Source organism: Methylophaga pinxianii (genome assembly GCF_020447225.1).
Lineage (GTDB): Bacteria > Pseudomonadota > Gammaproteobacteria > Nitrosococcales > Methylophagaceae > Methylophaga > Methylophaga pinxianii.
On the sequence record NZ_JAJAEO010000182.1, the window covers coordinates 52,305 to 71,015 of the forward strand.

An 18,711-nucleotide genomic window follows, 5' to 3' on the forward strand; every position below is an offset into this window, starting at 1 on the left:
ATTCATGGCAGACCCGGATAAGAATTTATTTCAACGGTGGCGGTCAAGTCTGGCAATGCTCTCATTAATGCTTGTCAGTGGTCTTGCTTCAGCTAATGAATTGCAATCTCTCGATTATTCAGCACTTTCAGGTGACAAAGGTCTGGTGACACTGACTTTCTCGGAAGCCGTCGAAACACCAGAAAGTTTTGCCACCGATGAGCCCGCTCGCATCGTTCTTGATTTTAGAGGTGTCAGCAATAAATTAAGTGAAACCACAAAACAGATAAACAGTGGGCAAACCCGTAGTATTGCTACCGTTGAAGCGGGTGAACGTACCCGTATGGTTATCAATTTATTACGCAAATTACCCTATCAGGTTGAAGTCGAAGGCAATGTGGTCAAGGTCATGTTAAATGACAATACGTCCGTCGTAAGCTCAACACCAAGTACAACCTCCAGTGCGGCAGCCTCTACACAAGCTGGAAATTCAGTCCTGGATATTGATTTTCGCCGTGGCGAGCAAGGCGAAGCCAAGCTGATGGTGAAGTTACGTAATGAAAATACCTCGCTTGATGTGCGTCGTGAGCGTGGCGATTTAGTGGTGGATTTACCCGGTGTTAATTTACCGGACAAATTGCAACGTCGTTTGGATGTTATGGATTTTGCGACGCCGGTTAATTTGATTGACAGTACTCAAACGGCCGATGGCACCCGTCTGGTGTTAACAACCACTGGCAAATTTGAACACCTGGCCTATCAATCTGGCGATATGCTGGTGGTCGAAGTTAAACCGGTAGCTGAACAAAGTACCGCTGATGCTGAAACCGAGTTTGGTTATGAAGGTGAGAAACTGTCATTAAATTTTCAGAATATTGAAGTGCGCGCTGTATTGCAGTTACTTGCTGATTTTAACGGGATGAATCTTGTCACCAGTGATACTGTGACCGGGAATCTGACATTGCGGTTGAAAAATGTTCCTTGGGATCAGGCACTGGATATTATCCTGAAAACCAAAGGATTAGGCATGCGTCAGAGTGGCAATGTCATGCTGATTGCACCTGCAGCGGAAATTGCGGCTCGAGAAAAGCAGGAACTCGAGGCCAGAAAACAATTGGTTGAATTAGAGCCACTGTACTCAGAAATTTTTGAAGTCAACTTTGCCAAAGCGAGTGAATTGGCCCAGATTTTGACCACAACGCAGGGGCAAAGTACAGCCGGCAGCACCGCAGGGGGATTTCTTTCTGACCGTGGCAGCGTGGTGGTTGACCAACGTACGAACTCCCTATTACTCCGCGATACGGCAACAAATCTGGCGGATGTACGTAAGTTAATTGAGAAGCTGGATATCCCCGTGCGTCAGGTATTAATTGAATCCCGAATTGTTATAGCAAATAATGATTTTGCGAAAGAGCTGGGGGTGCGGTTTGGTTCTTCAGCTGAAAGCGGCACACTTGGCGCTGGCACATCAGGTACTCTTGAAGGGCTTCAGGTGCCAGCCAACAATTCAGATTCAGTGAGACCCACTAATTCAACAGGTGTCCGTGGCCAGGATTTAAATGTGAATTTACCGGTGGCGAATCCGGCAGGTACCATTGCTTTGGCTTTAGCGAAATTACCGTTGGGCGCCGTGCTGGAGTTGGAGTTATCAGCTATGCAGGAAGAGGGTAAGGGTGAAATTGTTTCCAGTCCTCGTGTAATTACTTCCAATCAGAAGCAGGCGACTATCGAGCAAGGTACAGAAATCCCGTATCAGGAAGCTTCATCAAGTGGCGCCACATCGGTTTCGTTTAAAGAAGCTTTACTTAAACTGGATGTCACCCCACAGATTACGCCCGATGACCGTATTGTGATGGATCTGGAAGTCAATAAAGATGAAGTGGGTGAAATTTTCCTGGGTGTTCCCAGCATTGATACGCGGAGTGTTCGCACGCAGGTATTAGTGGATAATGGCGAAACTGTTGTACTGGGGGGGATATATGAACAAACCTCAACACAATCTTCCACTCGTGTTCCGTTTTTTGGTGATTTGCCCTATGTCGGGTTTTTGTTCAAAACCGATTTAAATGAAAATCGCCAACGTGAGTTGCTGGTGTTTGTGACACCCAAAATTATTAAGGAAGGTATGGATTATTAAATCCAGCTTTTTCGGTTAACATAAAAAAACCGGATCGACTAAGGCCTGTCGATCCGGTTTTTTTTCATGATAAACAGTTGAGTCATAAGCCGCGTGATTTCAGGTAATATATTTCTGGTGGGACCGATGGGGTCAGGGAAGTCGACCATTGGTAGACAGCTAGCCAAAAAGTTGCATCTCAAGTTCTATGATAGTGATCGTGAGATTGAAAAACGCACGGGCGTTTCCATTTCGTGGATTTTCGAAATGGAAGGTGAGGCGGGGTTCCGGGAGCGTGAGCAAAAAATTATTGATGAACTGACCGCAATGCAAAATATCGTGTTGGCGACCGGCGGGGGAGCGGTACTGGCCGAGGAAAACAGACGTAACCTGGCACGTGGTAAAGTTGTATATCTGGCCGCAACAGCAGAGCAGTTATACCGTCGTACCTCTCGAGATACCAGCCGCCCATTATTGCAAGTTGGTGATCGCCGTCAGCAAATTAAGCAACTTATGGCTCAACGCGATCCCTTATATCGTGAGGTGGCGGATGTGGTTTTGCAAACGGGTGATCAATCTGTCACCCGAACTGTGAATGCCGTTATCAAACAACTACAACAATTAAAAACTAAAGATAGCGAACTATGATGAATACACTCCAGGTTGCACTCGGTGAGCGCAGTTACCCTATTTATATCGGCGAGAATTTGCTTTCCGAAAGCAGCTTGTTTACAGCACATATTCGGGGCAAAGAAGTGCTGATCGTGACCAATGAAACAGTGGCGCCACTGTATCTAGAAACGGTAAAAGCAGCATTAAGTGATTATCGCGTTGAAGTGTCGATTTTGCCGGATGGTGAGCAATATAAAACGCTGACCATCATGCAGCAGATTTTTGATCGCTTGTTAGAGTCCCGGTTATCACGTCAGGTCACCATTATTGCCTTGGGTGGAGGGGTTATTGGTGATATGGCAGGATTTGCAGCAGCTTGTTACCAACGGGGTGTACCATTTATCCAGGTTCCGACCACATTGCTGTCACAGGTGGACTCTTCAGTGGGGGGGAAAACAGCGGTTAACCACCCATTAGGCAAAAATATGATAGGTGCGTTCTACCAACCGCAATGTGTGCTGGCAGATACCGCCACATTAAACACCCTGGACGATCGACAGTTCTCTTCCGGTCTGGCTGAAGTCATCAAGTATGGTTTGATTAATGATGCCGAGTTTTTTGAATGGCTGGAACAGAACATGGCCTTGCTGGTGGCACGGAACTCAGCGGCATTGGCACAGGCGATTGCTCGCTCCTGTCAGGATAAAGCCACAATTGTGGCCGATGATGAAAGAGAACAAGGTGTCAGAGCTCTGCTAAACCTTGGCCATACCTTTGGTCATGCAATTGAAACGGGATCCGGGTATGGCAATTGTCTGCATGGAGAAGCCATTGCTATTGGTATGGTGATGGCAGCCGATCTGTCACAACGTATGGGGTGGCTCAGTGAAGATAAAGTCAATCGTATTCGTGACATTATGACAGCGGCAAATTTACCGATCACTGTCCCGGGTCAATTAAGCTCTGCAGACTTTATGGAGTTGATGGCGGTGGATAAAAAAGTTCAGGATGGACAGATTCGTTTAGTGCTATTGCATGATATTGGTGAGGCGATTATTTCCGATGACTATGACAGTCATGCCTTGGCAACAACTTTGGCTAAATTTACTGTTGGAAATTGAGTAATGTAATGACTGCAGCGGCAGCAGAACCAAAATATATTTCAAGATTAGCCCTACAGGCGAATCCGTTTAGTGCTGAGGTTGGGGAAGACGGTCTATATTTGGGGCCGGAAATAAAACAGCGTCTTGATCTGGTTCTGCATTTACTTCGCGCCAGCGATAAAATTCCATTACTTTATGGCCCAATTGGACTGGGTAAAACTACTGCGCTAAAAGCTTTAATGCATTTGGGCGGTGATGATTTGCGTTTTTGTTTTATTCAGGCAGAAGCCTCATTGACCATTCAATTCTTGGTCAGTCGTTGTTTACAGTTTTTTGGTGCTCCGCAGGAAAGTACTTTGGGCAGTAACAACCTGCAACTGTTAAAGCAACGGTTACAACAACTTCAAGCCTTACATATACGACCCGTTTTGTTTATTGATGATGTCAGTAAACTGGCTGAACCTGTACGACAGCAAGTAACAGCATGGTTTGACTGGCAGCACGACGAAAAGTATCTGTGGCGTGCCGTACTGACAGATATCAAAGCTGATGCACTGGTGGTTGAGAATGACCGTATACAAGCTTTGATGCTTAGTCCCATTCCCCAGCAAGAAACAGCGGCATATTTACTGCAACGACTGCAAGGCGTGGGTTTCAATGGTGACAGCCCGTTTAATCAGAAAGCATTATTACGATTTCATCGTCAATCAGCCGGGATTCCAGCAAAATTAAATCATCTGGCACATCAATTTTTATTAGGGCAAGGCAAGCGCAATCCGTTTCAGGTTCCTGCTGTAAGTTTCAAACTGCCTGCCGTGCCCTTTAAATGGCATAAAGGGTTTGCATTCGTTCCGTTGGGCGTTTTATTAGCCTTGATTCTTGTGTATCAGCAACAGATCAATAACTGGTTTGTGGCCGATAAAAATGTCATAGAAGATGATGTTGTCAACATGGATAATCTAACGGAAGATTTACCTATGGTAATTGTGGATGAGCCGGAAGATTTCACCAGTGTGGCAGAAGCTGACCGTCAGGAGTTAGTGGAATTAGTCGAAGAGTTGGAACAGGATATTGCAGCTTCAGAACCCGGCATAGAAGTAGAGCAAGAGCCGGCTAGTGAAGCTGACTTATTGGTCAGTGAAGAGATAGAGGCAGAACAAGCTTCCATCATCGAATTAACATCAACCAACGATTCTGAAGCCGAACCAGCAATTAATGATGCCAAAGTCAATGAATTATCCTTGCCGAGTGCGGTGACGAGCGAAGCTTCTTCAGGTGAAGAGACTGAAATGTCTGACGATTCAATCGAGGAGGGGGAAAACACAGTAGCAGAAACATCAAATGAGGATGATGTTACTCCGACTCCGACTCCGACTCCGACTCCGACTCCGACTCCGACTCCGACCCAAGAACTCAAGCCTGTCGAGCTGATCTCACCAACCGACTCAGTGAAAACGCAGCCTAAATTAGAGGTTTTAGCAGATACAACATTGAAAGATAAAGACTGGGTTATGCAACAGTCTGCCAAGGCCTTTACGTTCCAGTTAATGGGGACATGGGATAGGGACGAAGTCGACAGCTTTGTGAAAAAATATTCACTCACTGGCAATGTGGCGGTGTTCGAAAGTCTGCGAGAAGATAAAGTCTGGTATGCGTTGATTTATGGTGTCTACCCCTCAAAGCAGGTTGCAATAAGAGACAGCAAACAATGGGCGTCACCTTTAAACAAATTATCCCCATGGTTACGACGTTATGATGGGGTGCAAAAACAGATTATCGAAAAGGCACCAGATCGTTAATCAAGGCTTCATGTCTTGTCGATGGGCTGGCAAATACGGCTCGGTAAACGCTGCGACCGGCAAGTTCAGTTATTGAAAAGATCCCGCTTTCAACCAAGCTGGATAAGTTTTTATGTTGTGGGGCTTCAAAGCAAACAACACCGGTAGGGGAGTTTTGAACCCACCATCCTGACCACTCATTGAGCGCTTCAGCAAATTGTCCGGCTTGCTCAAGTTGTGTTTCAAGTTGATGGGCTAAACCGGTTTTTTCCAGAGTTTTGATGGTCAGCCAGAGTGGCAGCAAAAGTTCTGCACCGTAAGATCCCGTTAATGTATCACGCGGCGTATGAGCCAAATAATGTGCTGATACCGCACTGGCTTTTAGCGATTGCTGATACATCAATAATCCACATGGGCGTGGTTGACCTAAACTTTTATGTGGATCAAAACAGACCGAATCAGCTTGGCCTAACACTTTTGCTGTGAGTGGACTGTTATCGATCAAACTTAAAAATCCCCCCCAGGCAGCATCAATATGCAACCAGCTCGCTGAGTGCTCAATTATTGCCTTGATAGCATTGATATCATCCAGCTGGCCACTACTGGTGGTTCCGGCTGTAGCGACAATCGCCATGGGTGTTTTCTGACTACACGCACGTTTCAGTGCCTCAACATCCATCTGCTGAGACGAATTGGCTGGTATCAACTGTAACTGCAGGCCTAAAATGTCACATGCCTTTGCTACCGAATAATGACAATATTCGTTGGCATATACCTGATTAGAAACGTTGCCGAATTTTTTACGGGCCTGCCACAGAGCATCAAGATTGCCATAGCTGCCACCGTGTGTGGCATGGCCAGTTTTCTGGCCAAATAAGGGGCAGAAAAAATCAAAGATTGTTTTCTCAATCTGGTGAAGCTCCGGATAGAGTTCGACAGATAATAAATTACCTTGATGCAGGGCGGCTACAAGCTGGCCAAGCGCTGCTAGCTGGCTTACCGCTGGGGTCATGTGGGCTGCCCAGTTTGCCTGGCTATGACGCTTTCCTGTGCGCAACAAGCTATCAATATCTTCAGATATGGGATGCAGCTTATTAGTATCGATATCCATCTGCTGTAGATATTGACGCACTAAACCGGACAGGGAATCCATGGCATGCGATTTTGCCTGCCTCATTTGAGCACAAGCCCGTTGTCAGGAAACTGGTTCGGGGTTTGATAATGAATCAACTGTGACGGTAAGGGCTTTCTTTTAAATAGAGAATTAAACCCCTGATCGATAATGCCTTTTTCAGTTAACACTGTGATATCACCCGTATTGGGATTAATACGTTTGATCAAGCTCAATCGACTGTTTGGAAGTTGCTGGGCAAACCATAAGGCGAGGCTATCAGAAGTGATATGCCAGCTTGGTATCAGTTCATCGACCTGCAGTAATTGAGCGTCTGGTAACCATATAGACATTTGGCAGGTATTGGAGACTTCGGCTGGCGTGTTAATCAAAACCGCGCTGGGTAACAAGGCATGTAACATGATTCCATACTGGGCCATCGCCAGCAGTGCCATATGATGAGCATGTTGGTCATCAAATTTATGCCGGGATTGAGCCTCACGCACCGTATCGGCAAAAGGTCCACCACCCGGAACAATCACCACGGAATCATTCATTGCCGTGTCAGCCAGTAGTTTTAACCAGAACACGAGCTCAGCGGTCTCATACAGACTGCCGCCCAGTTTCACAATATGCATTTAACGTAATGACTCCACCAGTCCCAGCATGGCGGCTGCTTTATCAGCCACTTCCTGATATTCGGCTTCCAGTTCAGAATCCGCCACAATTCCACCACCGGCCCAGAAACGCAGACGATTATCACTGAATACCAGTGTGCGGATTGTGATGTTGCTGTCCATATTGCCATCAAAGCCAATAAAAGCAATGCTGCCACAATAGACACCACGGCGTTGTGGTTCGAGTTCTTCAATGATTTCCATTGAACGCAACTTAGGGGCGCCGGTGATCGAGCCTCCTGGAAAACAGGCTCTTAACAGGCTGACAGCATCCTGATCTTCAGCCAGCGTCCCGGTGATGGTGCTGACCAGATGATGTACGGTTGCAAATGACTCCAGTGCAAAAGGAGAGGGCACAGATATGGAACCTGGCGCGCAGACCTTACCCAAATCATTGCGCAGCAAATCAACAATCATCACATTTTCAGCGCGGTCTTTGAGGCTGTCCTGTAATTGTCGGGCGAGTAACTGGTCCCGCTCGGCATTCTGTAAATCCCGTGGACGGGTACCTTTAATGGGTTTGGTTTCCACCCGATTGTTTCTGACGCGTAATAATCTTTCCGGTGATGAACTTAATACTGCCGCCTGAGGCGTTGTTAAAAAGGCTGAAAAAGGTGCGGCATTCTGCTTTCGTAACTGCTGATAGGCAATCCATGGATCGCCTTCAGCATTTACTTCGTAACGCTTGGCCAGATTAACCTGATAACAGTCGCCCTCGGTAATATAAGTTTTTATTTTCTCAAATGCTTTTTGATAGGCGGGTTGATCCATATTGCAATGTAGTTCGCCAGTCACTTTAAAGCTTGCGGAGTCATCTGTTGGAATCTGCTGCAGCCGGTCGAGTAAATCTGACCATTGCTGAATGGTGAAGGGATCAACAGCATAACTGACCAGCCAGCAGCGCTGTTGTTGGTGATCGTTAATAATTGCCCAGTCATAAACACCGACGGCCATTTCCGGTATTTGTTCTGAATCTATCGCCAAACTGGGCAGGTTTTCTATTCTGCGACCAAGGTCATAGCTGAAATATCCAATGGCACCACCACAAAAGGGCAGATCAGTTGATTGTTGAGCGTATTGTTTCAAAACATTCTGCAGCAACCCAAAAGGATCATCAGCCGAACTCAGGCTTTTGCTAGAACGATAGTCAATCCTCGTCGCCTGACCGGTTGTCTGCAAGGTAATAAAAGGATCGGCCGCCATGATATCGAAGCGGGCATTATCGCCTTCGGTAATGGCACTATCCAGAAAAACAGCCCACGGCAGATCGCGAATAGCAGCAAACAGAGTGGCACTGTCTACTTGATAAGGAAGCTCAGCACGTAAAGGCGGGAGTTGAGATGTCATCACAATATTTTACGTGAACTGCCTCTGGGCTAGAAGGGCAAGTGCACTGGCTGGCGCATAGCCCGCAGCGATTTCATCTCCATCAAGCAGACTATTGAAATCAACATAGGGACGTTGCAAACGCTCTGCGATCTGTTCAGTGATAAACCGCCCAACACCCGCGCCGATAATTGGTGCTTGCTGATCCAGATCAGCATGAGCTGATAATACCTGCAAACAGGCATTATGAATCTGCTGGATTTGCTGTTCAGCAAACCATATTGCGACATTCTGCCAGTCTGCAGAAGAAAACAAATTGGCATCGGTTCCCAGCATTCGAGCCAATCTGCGTTGGCAGTTTTCGGTTTGCCAATCATTGCCATCGGCACTGCTATCATTAATCTGTGTGGCACTGATTTTATCCAGTAGGCGCCAGCAATCTCCAATGGTCGCAAATAATTCAGCCGTTATGGTTTGCCACTCTCCACGAAACGGCAGCTTCTGCCCGATAGCCATCAAAGGGGTACGGATAACACCGGTATACAGTAACTCACCACTTTTTAACCGGCCTTGATCATCATAGGCGGTCAACTGGGGTTTGGAATAATTCAGCGTGATAATATCCGTGGTGGTACTGCCACAATCAATCAGTAGTGCTGCGGGATAATCTGCAGCGGCTAATTGGGCACTGGCCAGCCAATTCATAGAAGCTACTTTATCCCATTGCGTGCGAGCTTCATCCTGGCTTAACCAGCCATTTTTGCTAAAGACAGAGACCCGATCGGTTGGAAAGTATTCAGAAATACAAGCCAGGATTTCAGAGACACCGGATGCTCTGTCAGCAAAACAATCCGCCAGCTCTCCTGTCATGGTAACGAGTTGCTGATCCAGTTCATTGTTAAGCGTATCAATTGCCAGACGGATAGCCTTGCGCAGGGCTTCCTTACCTCGCCATAGCGGGCAGGGCAGTTCAATTGCCTGTAGCAGTTCCCCTTGATTATTACAGCGGACCACCTTCAAATGTGCTCCACCAATATCCCAACCAGTAAAACAGCCTTTTTCTTGTCTATGCATAATATGCTTCTTGTTGGTGCAAACGTTGTAAATGCTGCCATAACAGCAGGGCGGGGTTGTGTTTTTTATTTGCCGCGAGATTGACATACGCAGTGGTTAATCGAGGGTTGATATCCAGCACAACCGGACCCTGTTTGCTTAATATGAAGTCGATACCAACGTAACCGGACAATCCTGCTATCGCTTGCTCAACCTCTATCGCAAGCTGTATTGCCTGCTGTTCAGTAAACTGCGATGTCGTAACAGTGTTTACTACACACCCATGAAAGACAAATTGTTGTGCTTGTTGTTCAATTAATTGCTGATTAATGGACAATAATTCAATGTGATGCCGATCCAGATACAAACTGATACTTAATGGTGGACCATCAATATATGGCTGAACAACTAATCCGTTACGTGCATCCGGAGGTAGAGTTAGCAGATACTCCCGTGTTTGTTCTAGCGAATCAAATTTGAGAGTATTCAGACATCCCGCGCCATCTATAGGCTTAATCACATAGGGTTGGTCTAACAAGCATTTGTCTAATAAAGCATTATCTGCAGAAAAAGTCACTGGCGTCGTGATGTGCTGTTGATGCAGCCACTCACAGCATTGATTTTTGTCACTACAAAGTTGGGTTGCCTCAATTGAACAGCCGAGATAAATACTGTTTGCGGCGATGACCTGTTGCTGTAAGCACAGCAGGATATTGTCGGTCTCGGGCGCTATCAGTAAAAAATATGAATTATTTTTTAAACAATTGTTCCAGTGTTTTTCATATTGCTGGCGGTTAGCGCAAGTTTTTGTTGTGATATTAGATGAGGTTTTGAGCCAATCAGGCTGATTTAGGCGGCTGTCTCTAAGCACAGTGATATGAATCTGGCCCAGTTGTAAAAGATCCTGGACGATAGCAGCTAGCATCATTTCGCCTTCATGGGCGAGGGAAGTGGTTAACTGCTCATCACTCAACGCGCCACTGGTGATATGCTCGTAGACGACTAAATTCATTTTTCTGAGGTTGTTAAAATAAGTGTTGATTATACCGGTCATTGATCTGATGGGGGGGAAGGTTGTGCATGCTCGTGGCGGTCAACGGGATCAATATCTGCCTATTAACTCACAACTCACATCCAGTGTGTATCCCAATGCCGTGATTAAGCAACTGTTAACTTGGTTTCCCTTTCCGGTGATTTATATCGCTGATCTGGATGCGATTGAAACAGGAAAAATAGATAAAACCTTTTATCTGCAATTACTTCAATTATTTCCTGAGGTGACCATTTGGCTGGATGTGGGCATTCGCAATAAATTGGATTGGCTCGTCTGGTCAGATCTTCCGAGAATAAAACCGGTATTGGGCAGTGAAAGTCTGGAAGACTTAGAATTATTAACCCAGCTTCAGCACACAGATATTATTTTATCGTTAGATTTTAAACATGGCCGACTGTTGGGGAAAAAAACGATACTTGAGCACAGCGAGCTATGGCCAGAAACAATTATTGTAATGAGTTTGGATGCTGTCGGAGCTGAAAGCGGGCCCGATACACAATTACTTGAACAAATAAAAGGTATAAAACCTGCGGTAGGTTTGTACGCGGCTGGGGGAGTGAGGGGAATAGATGATTTGGTTAATTTGAAGAATTCACGTGTTCAAGGGGTACTCGTCGCCAGTGCTTTGCACAAAGGCAATATCAGCGCAGAGTCTATATGCAAACTAATGGAATAGAAATACCGCCCCGAAGGGCGGCATTCTTATCACTCTAAAACTTACTTAGCACCAAATGGGTGTTCTGAAGCTTTATATTGTGCAACAACATCAGCCGCTTTAGGCTCACGAGCTACTGCACGTTTGATAGCTTCTTTAGTTGCACGGTAGTTCCAGTCCTGAATTTTTTCATCGCTGTCAGCAGTTGGTGAAATAAATACACCAACACAGATGAAGCAATCATCAGCTTCACTGGCAGGGATAGTGCCATCTTCAACACATTCAGCAACGGCAACAGAAACACCACGTTGTGCAGGACCAAACATTTGCACAGCTTGTTTCATGTTTTTGATAGTTACTTTGTTGAACATAACGGTAGCTGGTTTAACCATAAGGTTAGGTGCAACTACAGCCAACAGGCCATTAACACCTTGTTTCTGGTCGGTCAAAGTGCGGCAAAAAGCATCTTCTGCTGCTGAACCACGTGGGCCCATTAATAAATCAATGTGAGCAACGTTGTCTAAGTCACCATCTTCAATGACTAAGGATTCACCTACAAGTACGCGATCGATAACTGGCATGTTATATTTTCCTGTTCCAAAAAAATTGTCAAAAAGGCTCATTTTTTCCTCAACCTTCTTTCGTGGGATTGAGGTTTATACGTAATAAAGGAACGTATCACCTGCTCAGTGCCGCCCGCTATAAGCATCGTGCTACTGAAATTCGGTCAGAATCAAACGCCTGCTCAAACGCAAATAGCAGCAATGCTGCTGCAGTCATATCTGCGGAGGTTCCGGGATTTATGGCGTGACTCTTTAATTCGTGATCCCAGACGGTCAGCTCAGTTGTTGAATTGCTTAAGGGTCTATTTTTATTCATTTTTAAAATAAATAACTGTGCCTTCTGTGCCACTGCCTGGGCGATATGCCGAGATTGCTTTCTAATAATTAAAGTATCTGGCACACGTGTTAGTAAGTAAAGATACGCGATTGTGGTGGCCCATTCAACCTTTTCCCCACATTTCAGCGCCGCTGTCAATTGTTTATAGCTGATATCCCATACTTGCTGGTAATTATTTACATATTGCAAAGCGATTGTGTCCCGATTTTGCGCTAAGGCCATCGCTTCAAGCAGGGTGACATTGGGTTGTTGATTGATATCTTCTTCAGCCTGTTCTCCCAGGCCACCCGCTTCAGCTAAACGAATAGCTTCATAACATAACCGGGCATCGTCCAATGTTAAGTTGTTTAACGTTGTTTCCAGTTCAGAGGATAACTGATCAAAGCTTACACATCGTTGAATCGCGTCACATAGAGGAGCAAACAACAGGACGATACCCAGATTAGTATTGCAATTAACAACTTTTCGGGTTGCTTCAATTGCATGCAAAATACGCTCGCCAACATTCAATCCCGGTTGGGCCATCACAGGTGCAATGGCTGCTGCACTTACCAGGAAGTCGTGTACAGCCATATTGTGACCGTCACTCCAGATGTTCACATTACCTGGTTTGGGAGCATTCACTTCCTGTTCACAGGCCCAGCGAACACACTCGGCAATTTGTTGTTCAGCCAGCATGTTCGGGTAGGGACACCTGTCGGGATTGTTGAATATGTGAAGTCACCATTAATGCCAACCGGCTTGCCACATCTACTCCGGTTGCCTGATACAAGCCCTTCCATGCTGGTACGCTATTGACTTCCAGTACACTGAAATGGCCCTGCTGATCCTGAATCAGATCGACACCCGCATAGGGTGCTTCAACCGCTGATGTGGCTTGGATGGCAAGCTGCATCATTTCATTTGTCACAGTGCTGGCAAAACAACTGGCACCTTGAGCAAAGTTGGTGATCCAATGATTTGATCGACGGGTCATGGCCGCAATGACTTCGCCCTGAACTACCATCAGTCGCCAGTCTTGCCAGGAGTCTGCCTGGGCTGGGGCAATATAATGTTGTAGATAATACGCCTCACCGACCACGGCTAATTTATCTAATTGAGATAAATCATCTATTCGCTGAATACCTTTCCCCTGACAACCAAATAACGGCTTAACCACTAGGCTAAATCCTTTGGCGAATTCTTCACGGGCAATCTGCAAGGCCTGTTGGCGATTTTCACAAGCCCAGGTGTGTGGAGAGGGAATATTGGCCAAATGTAATTTTAATGAGGTTCGAGCTTTATCAACCGTCAATTCAATGGCATGGGCCGGATTGAGTACAGGAACGCCTAATTCTGCCAAGGTATGTAACACATCCATACGCAAGGTGATTTGTTCCAGACTACCTGGTGCTATCCCTCTTACCAGAACTGCATCAGGTAGCGCATTCTCGAATTTGGGGATGACCATGCCGGTTGAGCTGCGAGTATCGATCCGGCAGTCAGCCAGATCAATAAGTACAGCTTCCATCCCCAATGCGGATAGCGCCTCAGTTAACTGATCGCTATGCCATCCATGAGTGTCATTAAAAATAGCAACACGGGCGTGATACATATTGACTGATTAAAATCCAAAAGACTGTTTTAATAAATCAGCATTTAATTCACCTGCAGTGAAGCTTTTACCCGTTTGTGTACTGGTAATGATGACTTTTGCCGGGCTGAACAGCATCGGATCTATTTTGAAAAAGTCATATTCATACGATTTGAAAATCTGGCCAAACGGGCGTCCATAATCTGATGAGGTATTACTTGGCATTTTCTCGGCTAATTCTTTTGCTTCATCGTTACTGCTGTTTACAAACAAATGCACTGTACCACCATACAGAATCGCATCATTGGTGCGGCCCATGCCGGTCATGAAATCACCACCGGGTGGTGCGACTGGGGTGGTGCCAAAACCATCGACAATTTTATCCATAGGGAAGTGCAGGGTATGTGCTTTGTGCATGGCAACTTCCAGTACACGGATAGCAATTTGCATAACACCTGCCAGACTTGTGGTCGGTGTCAGGATTAAGGTCAGGTTTTCCGGTTTGATTGCGCAGTTATCAGCAATTTTTTCCGCAATCTCTACGGGGGGCATGCTGTCGACTTCCAGTACAATCACTGTAGAGTCGGCTTTATCCTGATAACCAAATTCTTTAAATAACTCTTCACGAGCGGCCAGGGCGCGGCCTGGGCCTGAGCCCAAGGCATAGAATTTAACGTCTTCGCTTTTATGTGAAAGGCTCCAACCGGCATACTGGCTGCCAAGACAGCTCAAAACCGGCGTTTTGGCGTGGACATTTACCGACCATGGCCATTCGGCAAAACCGCTAGTGCTGCCCAATGTGGCAGTGCCCAATCCACCCATACAGATTTCACCAATCAAGCGGCCAGCTTCCAGTCCACCGGTAGCTTTAATACCAGCATCAACTACCCGGGTTCCATTGGACAAGTAGCTGATTTCTAATTGCAGGGCTTGGGCATTGTCGATAAGTTTATCAACCAGAGGCTGACAGGCGGCATTAACACTTGTCCAGTTGGCGGAGATTTGGCTGCTCATGGAAAAAATCCTGTCTGATAAAAAAAGAAAATATTATACGTCATGCACCCACCACTGTAATGGTCAGCCGGTGTTTCAATCCCTTATTTTACGAAAGGGCTTCAGTATTTCATCAATAACCTTGCAGCGTTGCCTGGCGATGGCTGATGCGATATCGGGGCCTTGCAGCCCTTGCTCAACAAAAGGAGCAGCATTTATTTGTTTTGCTGCATTAAAGCAGGACTGTAATACCGCTTTCTCCGGAAAATCGGTATTTTCAAAGCCGGGACGTCCTCGAAAATCTGCCTCACCAGCCAGCAAATACTGCAAAAATCGTTGGGGTTTGCGAAAGGCATCCAGCCCTTCAAATATTCCCAGTACTTCAGCAGCAGAGAGGTTGAAGAGCAAATAAAAATGGCTATGATATTCAGCGACTTTTATGGCTAGACTGGTGATTTCTCTGGGGACTCGTAATCGCTCACACATTTTTTGTGTCAAAACGACACTGCGTTTTTCATGATCGGTATGGTTGGGGAGTATCTCTTCAGGTGTCGTGCCTTTCCCCAAATCATGGCATAAAGCAGCAAAACGCACAGCCAAATCATCACTGAGTCTGGCAGCTTGATCCAGTACCCTCATCACATGAATACCCGTATCCACTTCTGGATGCCATTGAGTCTTCTGTGGCACACCAAATAAGCGATCGATTTCTGGAAACAGAATGGTTAATGCGCCGACATCTTTTAAACAAATAAAAAATAATGAGGGTTGCTGGGTTAACAAGGCTTTTTCTAGTTCCTGCCATACGCGTTCCGCCACCAGATGTTGCAATTCTCCGTTGGCAATCATCTGAGCAATTAATTGTTTGGTTTCATCAGCAACCTGAAAACCAAAGCGGGCGGCAAAACGCGCCAGCCGTAATACTCTGACAGGGTCTTCAACAAAGGCATTGGAAACATGCCGTAACGTTTTGTTATGAAGATCTGCCTGACCATTAAAAGGATCGAAGATATGGCCATCCTCGTCTTCAGCCATCGCGTTAATGGTCAGATCGCGACGTGCCAGATCATCCTCTAATGTCACTTCCGGGGAAGCATAAAAATCAAACCCATGATAGCCCGGCGCAGTTTTACGTTCGGTTCGGGCCAGTGCATATTCTTCCTGAGTTTTGGGATGCAGGAAAACTGGAAAATCTTTGCCAACCGGACGAAATCCCTGCGCCAACATTTCGTCGACGCTGCTTCCTACAACAACCCAGTCTCTATCCTTTACCGGTAAACCGAGTAAGCGATCTCGAACGCAGCCACCTACTTTAAATATTTGCATGACATTAGTTTAAGGACTTTTAGGTCTTACCGCGGGCATTCTTTCCGACATGCGCTTGATCGCTTGTTTACGCTGATAGTCATAAGTCGCCGCATAGCTGAAAACAGCACGAACATAGCGACGTGTTTCTGTAAAAGGAATGTTTTCAACCCAGATATCGGCAGGCATAGTCTGCTCGGGTAACCAGCGTGAAACACGATGCGGACCAGCATTATAGGCAGCTGTTGCCAGGATAGGATTGCCTTGAAATTGATCCTGCATACGGCGAATATAAAAGCTGCCCATTTCAATATTCCGAGCTGGATGGTAGAGCTCTGAGTCATTTACTAAAGGTTTATTAAGCCAACGTCCCACTTGCTTACCGGTTGCCGGCATGACCTGCATCAGCCCCATAGCACCGGCATGAGAGCGAGCTTGAGGGTTAAAAGCACTTTCCTGACGAGCAATAGCCAGTAGCCATGAGGCATCAGCGCCAACATTTACACTGGCTTGCCGCATTTCTTTGTCATAGAGCACTGGGAAGCGTAGATTGAGAGCATCCCAGTATCGGGCCGTTCCTAGTAATGCGATAGTTTGATTATGCCAGCCCCATTTATGCGTTTCAGTGGCCACAATCTGTAACTCACGAGGGGTCAACGTTTGCTGTAAAAAATAGGCTTCGCGACGTGCTTGAAGTAAATCGTCTTGCAGATAAAACTCACGCATACGTTGAACTGAAGCGGAATTTATCACCGCATTGCTCTCCGCGGATTCTGCGACGATCGGATGATGGTTCATCGCGTATTCCGCATTCACCCTGTCGGCAGCCATAAAAGCATAAAAATCACGTTCATCTACCAGCGTTCGCCATATTGCCTCAGCTTCAGCTTGTTGCCCCAACTCGGCGAGACTTCTGGCAAGCCAATATTGCCAGCGTGTTTCCTGACGAACTTTTTCATCCAGGCTGGCAATGGCTTTCTGAACTTCAGGCCAGTTTTGTTGCCATAAGGCGGCACGAACCCGCCAAGGGTGGTTTGGTGTGTCACCGTAATAATACAGCGCCATCTCGTCACGATCTAACGCGGCCCAAAGCCCTATACTGCCTTGTACATCATGGCGTTCATCTGTGGAAAATTGATAACTGTTTTTTAGTCTTAGCCAGTGGTAATGGGCTTTAGCGGGATCTTGTCTGGCGAGACGTTTTAAACCATAAACCAGAATTTCTCGTGCCATGGGCACATCCTGAGCTAACGATACTCCTTGTGCCGGAGCCTTTGCAGGCAATTGCGATAGCAGACTGACAGGATTTTTATGAATCTCTTCCCAGCGTTTCGCCCAGCCTTGAGCGGCGGCGCTTTGTTCAACTGATTTGGCCAAATAATTGGCTAGCGGGAATTGTTGATTACGCAGTGCCAGCATCATCCGCTGCCAGCGTAAATTGTCGGTCAACCAGCCACGCTGGGTAGCATGATGAAACACCGGATCGCAGGCTTTATCCTGTGAGGTGGAAACCAGCCAGAGTTTTTCAAATGCTTCAGCAGCGGCTTGTTGCTGATTGGTCGCTATCAGCGCTCTCGCGTAATGACATTCACGAGCGGCTGATTGTGGCGCTTGATAAAATTGCAGGAACTGTTGCCATTGTTGCTGGCTTGCCAGTTTGTCCAGCCAGGCACTGCGCAAACGTGCTTTGAAAAAGCTGTCTTCCTGAGTTTCCAAAAAACGTTTGATATTTCCTGCTTCTGCATCATTTACCCGATGCTGTAGATACAGGTAATCCAGATAATCCTTGAGCGGATAATCGGCCAGTTGGTCACGCAATTGTCTGAACTGCGCCAACTGATGTGTTTGCAGGGCCTTTTTGGCTTGTTGGTAGATTTTACGTTGCTGGTCCAGATCCGAGGCGGCTATCGCCTGAACAGGAAATAAGGCTGCAAGCATCAGCAGCATTGCTATACGGATAAGTTTTTTCATGCCGGTATCTTAAAGTAAATTGTCAGAAGATGTACTACCGGACAAACTGTTTTGCAGGTGAGTTTCAATATTGTCTAATTTGGGAATAAACGCGACATTGGATCCTATCTTTATCTGACAATGAAGCCAGTCAGAATCGACAATATCATGAGTTGGCTGCAGCGCCGTTTCATTGATGGTGATAAGTTGAGGTGCGCCGCAACAGGCAACAGCATAATGTTTAATTTTGGCCTCGTTATTAATACCATTAATCACACATAGCTTATTAATCTGCCGGGAATTTTGTTGCCCGCTACCAATCATGGTTTCCAGATCAATGACTTGCAGCGGAAGATCCCGCCAAAAACACTGGCCGATATACCACGCGGTATCAATATCACTGTCGGTCAGACGTGGCAGAGGAATGACTTCGGCAATGGTGGGATTCGGCAGCAGTAAATAATGTTGTCGGAGCGGAATCAACATGCAATGAATGAAATCAGATTCTTTGCTCATAATGGCCTTT

The 18,711-nt window shown here is 46.3% G+C and carries 17 protein-coding genes; 5 read left to right on the top strand and 12 right to left on the bottom strand.

Annotation, left to right across the window (positions count from 1 at the left end):
• The first annotated feature begins 4 nt into the window (after positions 1-4).
• From LGT40_RS12400 to LGT40_RS12415, 4 genes are all read left to right on the top strand, one after another.
• Complete coding sequence (locus LGT40_RS12400; RefSeq protein WP_226072386.1) at positions 5-2,116, top strand: type IV pilus secretin PilQ; 2,112 nt, start codon at positions 5-7, stop codon at positions 2,114-2,116.
• A 93-nt stretch (positions 2,117-2,209) separates the two neighbouring features.
• Positions 2,210-2,743 carry a shikimate kinase AroK gene (gene aroK, locus LGT40_RS12405; protein ID WP_226072382.1) on the top strand — a complete coding sequence of 178 codons (534 nt, stop codon included), beginning with the start codon at positions 2,210-2,212 and terminating at the stop codon, positions 2,741-2,743.
• Complete coding sequence (gene aroB, locus LGT40_RS12410) at positions 2,743-3,828, top strand: 3-dehydroquinate synthase (protein ID WP_226072572.1); 1,086 nt, start codon at positions 2,743-2,745, stop codon at positions 3,826-3,828. The genes aroK and aroB overlap by 1 nt, the downstream gene beginning before the upstream one ends.
• Before the next feature lie 8 nt (positions 3,829-3,836).
• Positions 3,837-5,609, top strand: a complete 1,773-nt coding sequence (locus tag LGT40_RS12415; protein WP_226072379.1) for an SPOR domain-containing protein — start codon at positions 3,837-3,839, stop codon at positions 5,607-5,609.
• Here the strand turns inward: LGT40_RS12415 and LGT40_RS12420 are convergent.
• The 5 genes from LGT40_RS12420 to LGT40_RS12440 are packed head-to-tail and all read right to left on the bottom strand — an operon-like array spanning position 5,584 to position 10,767.
• Positions 5,584-6,765 (bottom strand): pyridoxal phosphate-dependent decarboxylase family protein, encoded by a 1,182-nt coding sequence (locus LGT40_RS12420; protein ID WP_226072377.1) that lies wholly within the window; start codon positions 6,763-6,765, stop codon positions 5,584-5,586. The two genes, LGT40_RS12415 and LGT40_RS12420, sit on opposite strands and share 26 nt — an antisense overlap.
• Positions 6,762-7,337: an amino acid kinase family protein gene (locus LGT40_RS12425; protein WP_226072374.1), complete on the bottom strand. Its 576-nt coding sequence runs from the start codon at positions 7,335-7,337 to the stop codon at positions 6,762-6,764. Before LGT40_RS12425 ends, LGT40_RS12420 begins: the two co-directional genes overlap by 4 nt.
• Positions 7,338-8,723 (bottom strand): aminodeoxychorismate synthase component I, encoded by a 1,386-nt coding sequence (pabB, locus tag LGT40_RS12430; RefSeq protein ID WP_226072372.1) that lies wholly within the window; start codon positions 8,721-8,723, stop codon positions 7,338-7,340.
• A gap of 9 nt (positions 8,724-8,732) precedes the next feature.
• Entirely contained in the window at positions 8,733-9,776 is a 1,044-nt protein-coding gene (locus tag LGT40_RS12435; RefSeq protein WP_226072370.1) for a hydantoinase/oxoprolinase family protein, read from the bottom strand.
• Complete coding sequence (locus LGT40_RS12440; protein WP_226072367.1) at positions 9,769-10,767, bottom strand: ATP-grasp domain-containing protein; 999 nt, start codon at positions 10,765-10,767, stop codon at positions 9,769-9,771. The genes LGT40_RS12435 and LGT40_RS12440 overlap by 8 nt, the downstream gene beginning before the upstream one ends.
• Before the next feature lie 22 nt (positions 10,768-10,789).
• Here LGT40_RS12440 and LGT40_RS12445 point away from each other — a divergent pair, with 22 nt between their 5' ends.
• Positions 10,790-11,485 carry a HisA/HisF-related TIM barrel protein gene (locus LGT40_RS12445; RefSeq protein ID WP_226072365.1) on the top strand — a complete coding sequence of 232 codons (696 nt, stop codon included), beginning with the start codon at positions 10,790-10,792 and terminating at the stop codon, positions 11,483-11,485.
• 41 nt (positions 11,486-11,526) lie between these two features.
• Here the strand turns inward: LGT40_RS12445 and fae are convergent, their stop codons facing one another.
• The 7 genes from fae to LGT40_RS12480 form a co-directional block, all read right to left on the bottom strand.
• Positions 11,527-12,087 (bottom strand): formaldehyde-activating enzyme, encoded by a 561-nt coding sequence (gene fae / locus LGT40_RS12450; RefSeq protein WP_285229318.1) that lies wholly within the window; start codon positions 12,085-12,087, stop codon positions 11,527-11,529.
• A 76-nt stretch (positions 12,088-12,163) separates the two neighbouring features.
• A complete protein-coding gene (locus tag LGT40_RS12455) occupies positions 12,164-13,042 on the bottom strand; it encodes a triphosphoribosyl-dephospho-CoA synthase (protein ID WP_226072361.1) in 879 nt (292 codons plus the stop codon).
• Positions 13,032-13,958 (bottom strand): RimK family alpha-L-glutamate ligase, encoded by a 927-nt coding sequence (locus LGT40_RS12460; protein ID WP_226072358.1) that lies wholly within the window; start codon positions 13,956-13,958, stop codon positions 13,032-13,034. The genes LGT40_RS12455 and LGT40_RS12460 overlap by 11 nt, the downstream gene beginning before the upstream one ends.
• Positions 13,959-13,967: 9 nt before the next feature.
• Positions 13,968-14,951 (bottom strand): methenyltetrahydromethanopterin cyclohydrolase, encoded by a 984-nt coding sequence (mch, locus tag LGT40_RS12465; protein WP_226072356.1) that lies wholly within the window; start codon positions 14,949-14,951, stop codon positions 13,968-13,970.
• Positions 14,952-15,026: 75 nt separating this feature from the next.
• Positions 15,027-16,256, bottom strand: coding sequence for a multifunctional CCA addition/repair protein (locus LGT40_RS12470; RefSeq protein WP_226072353.1), 1,230 nt, complete (start codon positions 16,254-16,256; stop codon positions 15,027-15,029).
• A gap of 9 nt (positions 16,257-16,265) precedes the next feature.
• Positions 16,266-18,206, bottom strand: a complete 1,941-nt coding sequence (locus tag LGT40_RS12475; protein ID WP_226072350.1) for a transglycosylase SLT domain-containing protein — start codon at positions 18,204-18,206, stop codon at positions 16,266-16,268.
• A 9-nt stretch (positions 18,207-18,215) separates the two neighbouring features.
• Entirely contained in the window at positions 18,216-18,701 is a 486-nt protein-coding gene (locus LGT40_RS12480) for a chemotaxis protein CheW (RefSeq protein ID WP_226072348.1), read from the bottom strand.
• Positions 18,702-18,711 lie beyond the last annotated feature (10 nt).

Bases quoted from the DNA above. Each gene is read 5' to 3' on its own strand.
- LGT40_RS12470 (WP_226072353.1), bottom strand. From the start codon at position 16,256: ATGCAAATATTTAAAGTAGGTGGCTGCGTTCGAGATCGCTTACTCGGT.
- LGT40_RS12480 (WP_226072348.1), bottom strand. From the start codon at position 18,701: ATGAGCAAAGAATCTGATTTCATTCATTGCATGTTGATTCCGCTCCGA.
- LGT40_RS12400 (WP_226072386.1), top strand. From the start codon at position 5: ATGGCAGACCCGGATAAGAATTTATTTCAACGGTGGCGGTCAAGTCTG.
- LGT40_RS12415 (WP_226072379.1), top strand. From the start codon at position 3,837: ATGACTGCAGCGGCAGCAGAACCAAAATATATTTCAAGATTAGCCCTA.
- pabB (WP_226072372.1), bottom strand. From the start codon at position 8,723: ATGACATCTCAACTCCCGCCTTTACGTGCTGAGCTTCCTTATCAAGTA.
- LGT40_RS12440 (WP_226072367.1), bottom strand. From the start codon at position 10,767: ATGAATTTAGTCGTCTACGAGCATATCACCAGTGGCGCGTTGAGTGAT.
- LGT40_RS12420 (WP_226072377.1), bottom strand. From the start codon at position 6,765: ATGAGGCAGGCAAAATCGCATGCCATGGATTCCCTGTCCGGTTTAGTG.
- LGT40_RS12425 (WP_226072374.1), bottom strand. From the start codon at position 7,337: ATGCATATTGTGAAACTGGGCGGCAGTCTGTATGAGACCGCTGAGCTC.
- fae (WP_285229318.1), bottom strand. From the start codon at position 12,087: ATGAGCCTTTTTGACAATTTTTTTGGAACAGGAAAATATAACATGCCA.
- LGT40_RS12475 (WP_226072350.1), bottom strand. From the start codon at position 18,206: ATGAAAAAACTTATCCGTATAGCAATGCTGCTGATGCTTGCAGCCTTA.
- LGT40_RS12435 (WP_226072370.1), bottom strand. From the start codon at position 9,776: ATGCATAGACAAGAAAAAGGCTGTTTTACTGGTTGGGATATTGGTGGA.
- LGT40_RS12460 (WP_226072358.1), bottom strand. From the start codon at position 13,958: ATGTATCACGCCCGTGTTGCTATTTTTAATGACACTCATGGATGGCAT.
- aroB (WP_226072572.1), top strand. From the start codon at position 2,743: ATGAATACACTCCAGGTTGCACTCGGTGAGCGCAGTTACCCTATTTAT.
- LGT40_RS12455 (WP_226072361.1), bottom strand. From the start codon at position 13,042: ATGCTGGCTGAACAACAAATTGCCGAGTGTGTTCGCTGGGCCTGTGAA.
- mch (WP_226072356.1), bottom strand. From the start codon at position 14,951: ATGAGCAGCCAAATCTCCGCCAACTGGACAAGTGTTAATGCCGCCTGT.